General features: G+C 39.1%; 6 protein-coding genes. 1 reads left to right on the forward strand and 5 read right to left on the reverse strand.

Annotated elements, in window-relative coordinates; genetic code table 11:
• The 4 genes from AAC037_RS15545 to AAC037_RS15560 all read right to left on the reverse strand — a co-directional run.
• Positions 1-293, reverse strand: a 293-nt coding sequence (locus AAC037_RS15545) for an NAD(P)/FAD-dependent oxidoreductase (protein WP_339903837.1), incomplete at its 3' end; no start/stop codon positions are given.
• Positions 294-572: 279 nt separating this feature from the next.
• Entirely contained in the window at positions 573-1,502 is a 930-nt protein-coding gene (locus tag AAC037_RS15550) for a dihydrodipicolinate synthase family protein (protein WP_339903838.1), read from the reverse strand.
• Between the two features lie 2 nt (positions 1,503-1,504).
• A complete protein-coding gene (locus AAC037_RS15555) occupies positions 1,505-3,844 on the reverse strand; it encodes a hypothetical protein (RefSeq protein ID WP_339903839.1) in 2,340 nt (779 codons plus the stop codon).
• Positions 3,845-4,053: 209 nt separating this feature from the next.
• Positions 4,054-4,941 carry a beta-galactosidase gene (locus AAC037_RS15560; protein ID WP_339903840.1) on the reverse strand — a complete coding sequence of 296 codons (888 nt, stop codon included), beginning with the start codon at positions 4,939-4,941 and terminating at the stop codon, positions 4,054-4,056.
• A gap of 392 nt (positions 4,942-5,333) precedes the next feature.
• On the opposite strand from AAC037_RS15560, the gene AAC037_RS15565 reads away from it, so the two are divergent.
• Positions 5,334-6,509, forward strand: coding sequence for a dicarboxylate/amino acid:cation symporter (locus AAC037_RS15565; protein WP_339903841.1), 1,176 nt, complete (start codon positions 5,334-5,336; stop codon positions 6,507-6,509).
• Positions 6,510-6,710: 201 nt separating this feature from the next.
• Here the strand turns inward: AAC037_RS15565 and AAC037_RS15570 are convergent.
• Positions 6,711-7,295, reverse strand: a 585-nt coding sequence (locus tag AAC037_RS15570) for a peroxidase family protein (RefSeq protein WP_339903842.1), incomplete at its 5' end; no start/stop codon positions are given.

Below are 7,295 nucleotides of genomic sequence, written 5' to 3' on the forward strand. Positions count from 1 at the left end.
CCTAAGTTCTTCTTTTTTAGAAAATCTATTTCTTTTTTTAGCCATAAAATCAGGTCTTTATTGGTAAACCGGCTCAAAATAGGCGCCATAAATTCACTTGGCTCATAAGGTTTAATGAGGGATGCCAAATTGGTCTCGTAAGTTAAATTTAATCCTCCTTCCCCGGCCACCAAAAACTTCCTACCTAAGGTCTTTTTTTGCTCACACAAGGTTACCTTATATTTGGTTGTGTCAATATGCGCAGCAAATAGTAGTGCTGCAGCACCTCCACCTACAATGGTTATCTTTTTCATCTACAAAAACCGGGATTAGTAAGTTAGCAAAAGGAAGTTTCAGCTATAAAGTAATGGGTCGACTTAGGCCTACAAATTTGCATCTTTCGTTTTTCAATGTTGGCAAGATTATTTGGCCGTAAAAAAGCAGCCAAAAATGTAAATACAAATTTACCCTGATATTTTTATCTAATAATACCCAAACTCAATTTTTATGGCTTTTAGATAAAAAGAGAGGATCCAGCCAAGCCTGCAAAATTATTCATAAAAACAGTTACCGATCTCAACCTAGCCTTTTCCTTATTTCAATTTTTTCTCAATTCGTATGATCTGATCAATTAGGAGGTCTGCCTGCTTTTGTTGTTCTCCATCAAATGGTGCAATTGGAAACCGTACCTTAGCCTGTGTATAGATGCCTTGCCGGTACAATAAGCGCTTAAAAAAATGGATTGAAAGATCTAAACTCTGATTAGAGAAATTCAATACTGGCAATATTGTTTTGAATAAGGCTTCAGCTTCCTTGGTTTCCCCCATTTCAAAGTGGCGGTATATTTTTGTGTAAATCCAATGCATTCCGGTAGGCATAAAGGCATGAACACCCCGGTGAAGCCCATCCATCATTTGAGATACAGCCCAGCCTCCACTCACATTTAATTTCCCTTGAGTCAGCTTCAGAATGCGTGAATATTTGGGCCCGGCAGGCACCGTTTCTATTTTTAAACAACGAAAAGTAGGTACCTCATCAAATAACTCACAGATCAATTCGTCCGGCAAGCCAGTACCGGTAGCATCCCAATCTTGTAACATAATCATTTCCGGAGATAAATCGGCCAACTCCATAAAGTGCTTTCTAAACTGCTGTTTGTCAACAAAAGGAATTTGGAACAAAACATTTCTACAACCTAAGGCTAAATATGATTTCAGTAGGGTTTTACTTTTGCTCAAATCCTGTTCTCCTGCCCCGCCAATCACAGGTACCCTATCCTTTACTGTTTCTAACACCAAAGCCAACATCTTTTGTCGCTCAGTGGCTGTTAATTTATATACTTCTGCTGCCATCGCAGGCACCAAAAAGCCGGCGACACCAGCCTTTAGCGCCTCGTTAACATTTCTTTTTAATGATTCAAAATCAATTTTATCATGTTTAGTAAAGGGCGTATTGAGCACAGTAACAATCCCTTTTAAAGGATAAAGCTCTTTTTCGCAGTGGAGATGTCCTTCTTTACTCATATTTATTCTTTGATCAGCCAAACATCCGTTACCCTGGATTGCTTCCTCCAGTTTAGGTGTTCTTCATCCGGCTTGTCAAAGCTTAGCTTTAATGTTCCTTCTTTGATTAAATCTTTTGGAAGTGGAAACTCTTTAAACTCCTCAAATCCCTTTTCATATTTAGTCGGCACCAAACGTTGGTCATTTGCTCTTAACAATGCTTCACCAAATCCGGAAACCCTGATTAGGTAACTGGCATTAGGATCTAAGTCATGGTACTCCAAAGTTGGTGTAAATTGAAACAGCTGAGTAGAAAGGCGCTTTCGGCTTAGCCCATCATTTTCCCATAAGAAGTCTATGGCATCATCGGTTTTGGAAGTAACATGCTCGGCATCGGCACTTGAAATATTGTCATAAAAACTACCTTCTCCCGGAGAGTCATAGGTCCTAATAAAATCCAGCCTTGCCAACTTTTCTTTTTCAGTGCCCAATTCCCTTATTTTGTCAAATTCGTCTTCCAACCACCACCTATTGTTCAATGGGTAATCAATAAAGTCTAGAATCGCTCCTCTTTCGGCATTTCGTGCCTGGTACTTTTCTACGCTTAACTGTGCACCTATGGATCGAAAAAGTTTATCGGCATATTCAAATACTTTTTCCTTTAGGTCTTGTGAAACCATATCGGTTGTTGCTTTATTTAAATGCTGAAGTGCATTTTTCATGGCCTCTTCTGCTCCTATTTTTTTTGCTTGAGCCAGTATTTCATTCGCTTCGGCTTCCAGTCCTTTTTCAAAGGCCAGCCTATCCTGAATATATGCATCATAATAAGCCCGCATTACCAATTGCTGCCATCTCCAGTTATCGGACAATTGGGGGTTATTCTCTTCCAAACTTGTCCATAATGCCAAGGTTTTTTTAATTGAATCATTGTTCTTTATTGGACCTTCCCAATTTTTTTCTAAAGCAAATATCCCATCAGTAGCTTCCTCCGCGACTTCTGGTCCAAAGAAAAACCGACTGTACTCCATGATAATTTCTTTGGGATCTTTTTGAGGATTGACACCCAGCTGGCTCCATAGTACTTTATTGACATCATCATGGGTACCATCTGAATAAGTGATAAAACCATCGGTAAATTGGCTATCTCTATGAAACAAGTCAGTATACATAAAGGGCTGAGGATTGCATGGCTCCCTGCCCAATGTCAAAGCAAAAGCCTGGTCCCAGTTGTCTACCGGATATTGACACCTTACCGTATGCGTTATGTCCGGATAAAATCGGTGCAGGTATTTTTTTGGCAGTAATTTTCTCTCCAAATCAATTGGAGGACTACTAGGGCCATAAACCAATCCTTTGAGCCAATCAGGATTATTCTGTTCCAGATAATCAAAGAAATATTCAACTTTTTCCTTATTAAAGCCTTGCAAAGATGCCCAAATCCCGGCATCCGGATGATACTCCTTCAAAATAGCTGACAAATCATTTAAATAGGGAATCAATTGAGCAGGGTGGTTTTCTCCCGGATCCCCTCCAGGAACAAAGACACCATCTAACCTTGGACATTTGGCATAAAATGCTTCCTGTTCAACAAGCTCTTCCTGATGTGCATTTTCGATGGTCAAGTCATGCGGAGCAGGAGTCCAAACCCAATATTCCGCATCATATTTTTCACATATTTTGCTGAGTTCAACCTCCATAAGCTGAGGGTTGACCTTAAAGTGTGGACTAGAGTTGACCTTCTGAAAGGGTATATTTTCGAAACTATTGGCGCCGAAAAGTACCTGCTCTCTGAAATGTTGATCAAATTGCTCCACCGTCCAGGCGTCCCAAGAATTGGCAGTATTTCGAAAACCAAACTGATGCCCACGAAGAGGATATTCCGGGACTTCAGAAAAATCTATGGCAGATTTAATAGTGATTTCACCTTCTTTCATATTCGCCATCCTCAGCAACTTACCTACACCAAATAAGATGCCTCTAGTATCAGCCCCTAAAATCCAAATTGTATTCTGGTTACCTTCTTTCTCATGGTAAATACGGTAACCTTCTGCCTTCAAGTTTTCGGGAACACTATTGCTTTTCAAAGGAAGCTTCTTGCCAAATAATTCAATGTCATTTTCCAAAGCTATGGCAATGGTCGTATTGCCTTCCCACTTATCCGCTACCTTCAGGTGAAGTGCAGTACGTTTTTCAATTTCCTCGACCAGGATCTCTTCGGCTGTTCCTTGAATAGCTGATTTGATCTGCGGAGAAATTAAGATATTGGCTTGGCCCAAATCCAGCTTTCCCTGATCTTCGTTGGCACATGAAAATAAGGCATTGAATGCTATAATAATTGCCCAAAACTTTGTAATTGTCTTCATTTTATGCAGCTTTTTACTTTATCGGAAGAAAGGCTCTATGTCATACTGTATACTTATAAATAAAGTTACCTTTCCTATCTCAACATTAACTACTGCAAACTAGACAAAACTTACCACGATTGGTGGGAGCCAAGGTTAGCCAATTGCAAGAAAAAGTAGTAAAACCGCATCATAAAAAGAGGGAATTAAAGTTTTATCCCTTGCCATTCTTATTTATAGGTAACATTGGCATAAGCATTAAAGTCAGCAAATTCTTGTGGAAAAGTATTGTTTACAAATTCATATTCCCAAAGTTCAATATACCTTACCCCCATTGTTTTTGCTTGGGCAAACATGGTACTGTAATCATCATCTTTAAACCTTTCCGTTTGGTCAGACCTGCCAATGGCCTGGGCATAAATATCACCCGGGAAAGCGGTTAATGCGTCCAACAAATTGGGTTGGTATGTAGTCTTACCGGAAATCCACCAAATTGCAGCCCCAACTCGTTGGTTCAATGAGCTGTCATTCCATAAGTCCGTTATGATTTGGTTTGGAATAGCGCTATCATTGATAAGGTCATGTACTTCTACGGCAATGGCTTTATCAGGAAAGGCCATTGCGAAATTTTCAGCTACTTCTTTAACGGAATTTACCCATCTTTCAGCAGTGAACCCTGCATTGATAAGTACCGCTTCAGGCACCCCATTAAAATGACCTTCAATGCCATTAGCAGTCATTAGAGGGGCATAGACCAAGGCTAAGTCTTCATCATTTCCATATTTAGCTGCCAAGGCCAAAGCCAATTGGTTTAATTTAACATTAACTTGGGTATCCCACATTTTTGGTATTCTCTTTACATTATTGTAATAATCAGTGATTTCAAATGAACCAACATTTTCATTCTCAAACAACCAAGCGGGGCTACTTTCTCCAGCAATTATACCTAAACTCCATTCCAGATTTCTTTCCTTAATTAACTCTAGAAATTGATCAATCAATAAAAAATCAAATACCCCTTCCTCCGGTTCAATATCATTCCATCTCACACGGATTAAAGCCCCATTGACATGGGCATTATCCAAGGCTGTTTCGTTTCCAAAAGAACTTGAATACAAACCCTTTGGCTTTTAAATACCACTGTTATTTTCAACTTTGGGTTCTTCAATACTATTGCATGAAAGACAAATCAAATAGAGGAAAGTTAAAAAAAATCTTTTCATTCATTTTATATTTAAGGTTGATTATGGTAAGACCAGTATTTTAGGCAAAGGTTTAATTATCTTTAAAATAAACGATTAAATTTTGTATAAATAATATTTCACTATTCCTTTTGCAACAAAAAAGAAAATATTACAAACTAACTTATCCCCATAATCTAGCCTTTACAATGTATTTTAAGGTCAATTTATCAGCTCAAAAATGCTCCTTCCGGACAATGGCTGTATATTAGCCCTCCTAAAGTTTATTTTAAGGCAGACATTTCCTATTGGGATAATTAGCGTAGATCATGAAACAACTATTTTCGAACTTATTGTTTAAAGTTTTCCTAGCCATAGTATTGGGCATTTTTTTCGGACAGTATTTACCAGAATCCATCAATCGGATTTTCACCACTTTTAATGCTTTTTTTGGACAATTCCTGAATTTCACCATTCCACTTATAATTATGGGACTTATTATGCCGGCCATTTCTGATTTAGGAAAAGGGGCAGGGAAATTATTGTTAATGACAGCTGCCATTGCTTATGGTTCCACTTTGTTCTCAGGTTTTACGACCTACCTTACTACTTCCGGGATATTCCCCATGCTCTTGGAATCACATGTTAATGGAGCTGCTCCAATTGCCGAAGAAGGACCTGAATTAACACCTTACTTTAGTATTAGCATCCCTCCTATACTCGACGTTATGTCAGCCCTTGTTTTTGCTTTTGTGGTTGGAATAGGTCTTTCCACCCAGGAAGAATCAAATCTAAAATTGATGGTGAGAGACTTTCAAAAAATCATCATGCAATTGATTGAAAATGTAATCATCCCTCTCTTGCCGCTTTTCATTTTGGGTATTTTTGCCAAAATGTCCTTTAGCGGACAAGTTTTTTCAATTCTATCCGTATTCATAAGTATAATTGGGGTGATTTTTGCCTTGCACGTTTTACTATTATTGCTTCAATACATCATTGCAGGTTTGGTTTCAAAGAAAAACCCTTTTAAATTATTGATCACAATGATACCTGCCTACTTCACAGCATTAGGAACCCAATCTTCTGCAGCTACCATTCCGGTAACCTTAGAACAAGCGCTGAAAAATGGGGTCTCTGAGAAAATTGCGGGCTTTGTTATCCCTCTATGTGCCACCATTCACCTTTCCGGTAGCATTATGAAAATTACTGCTTGCGCCATGGCCTTAATGATTCTGTACGGAATGCCTTTTGGTTTCACACTCTTTGCCGGATTTATTTTTGTTTTGGGTATTGCGATGATAGCTGCACCCGGGGTTCCTGGGGGAGCCATTATGGCCGCTGTCGGCATTCTTCAATCCATGTTAGGTTTCAACGAAGAGATGATTGGCTTAATGATCGCATTATACATTGCCATGGATAGTTTTGGAACTGCCTGTAATGTAACTGGAGACGGTGCAATAGCTATAGTCATGGATAAGGTAACGGAAGAAAAGTTGGCCGCTTAATACTGAAATAAGATTTATCTTTCTATATAGGTGGAGCTTCTTCTTCACATTCAATCACAACTAATTCTATTGCCTATTTCGGGTTTAATAAACAGCTGATTTCAATAGGGAAATCCTAAGAATCGTTACTTAAAACAATAAAAAAATCGGCTTCGATAGCATATCAAAGCCGATTTTTTCTTATAAACTGAAAGGATTTTTTTATTTTAAATCAAATCGATCCGCATCCATCACCTTCGTCCAAGCCTTTACAAAGTCATTTACAAACTTTTCTTTGCTATCGTCTTGTGCGTAAACTTCGGCATAGGAACGCAAAATAGAATTGGAACCAAATACCAGATCCATTCGGGTAGCGGTCCATTTTACCGCGCCCGTCTTACGGTCGCAAATGTCATACAGTCCTTCACTCTTTGGTTTCCATTCGTTGTTCATATCTGTTAGATTAACGAAGAAATCGTTGGTCAAGACACCTGGATTGTCGGTGAAAACACCATGTTTGGTATTGCCATAATTGGTACCCAACATACGCATACCACCAACAAGCACCGTCATTTCCGGTGCAGTTAGCCCCATTAGCTGTGTTCGATCTAGCATCAATTCTTCAGAACTTACTACGTAGTCTTCTTTGCTGTAGTTTCTATATCCATCTGCCAATGGTTCTAGTGGAGCAAATGAATCTGCGTCTGTCATCTCATCTGTAGCATCACCTCTACCGGGTGAAAATGGCACCGCAATATCCAAACCAGCCGCTTTAATGGCTTGCTCAATCCCAAGGTTACCTGCAAG

Source organism: uncultured Cyclobacterium sp. (genome assembly GCF_963976465.1).
Classification (GTDB): Bacteria; Bacteroidota; Bacteroidia; order Cytophagales; family Cyclobacteriaceae; genus Cyclobacterium.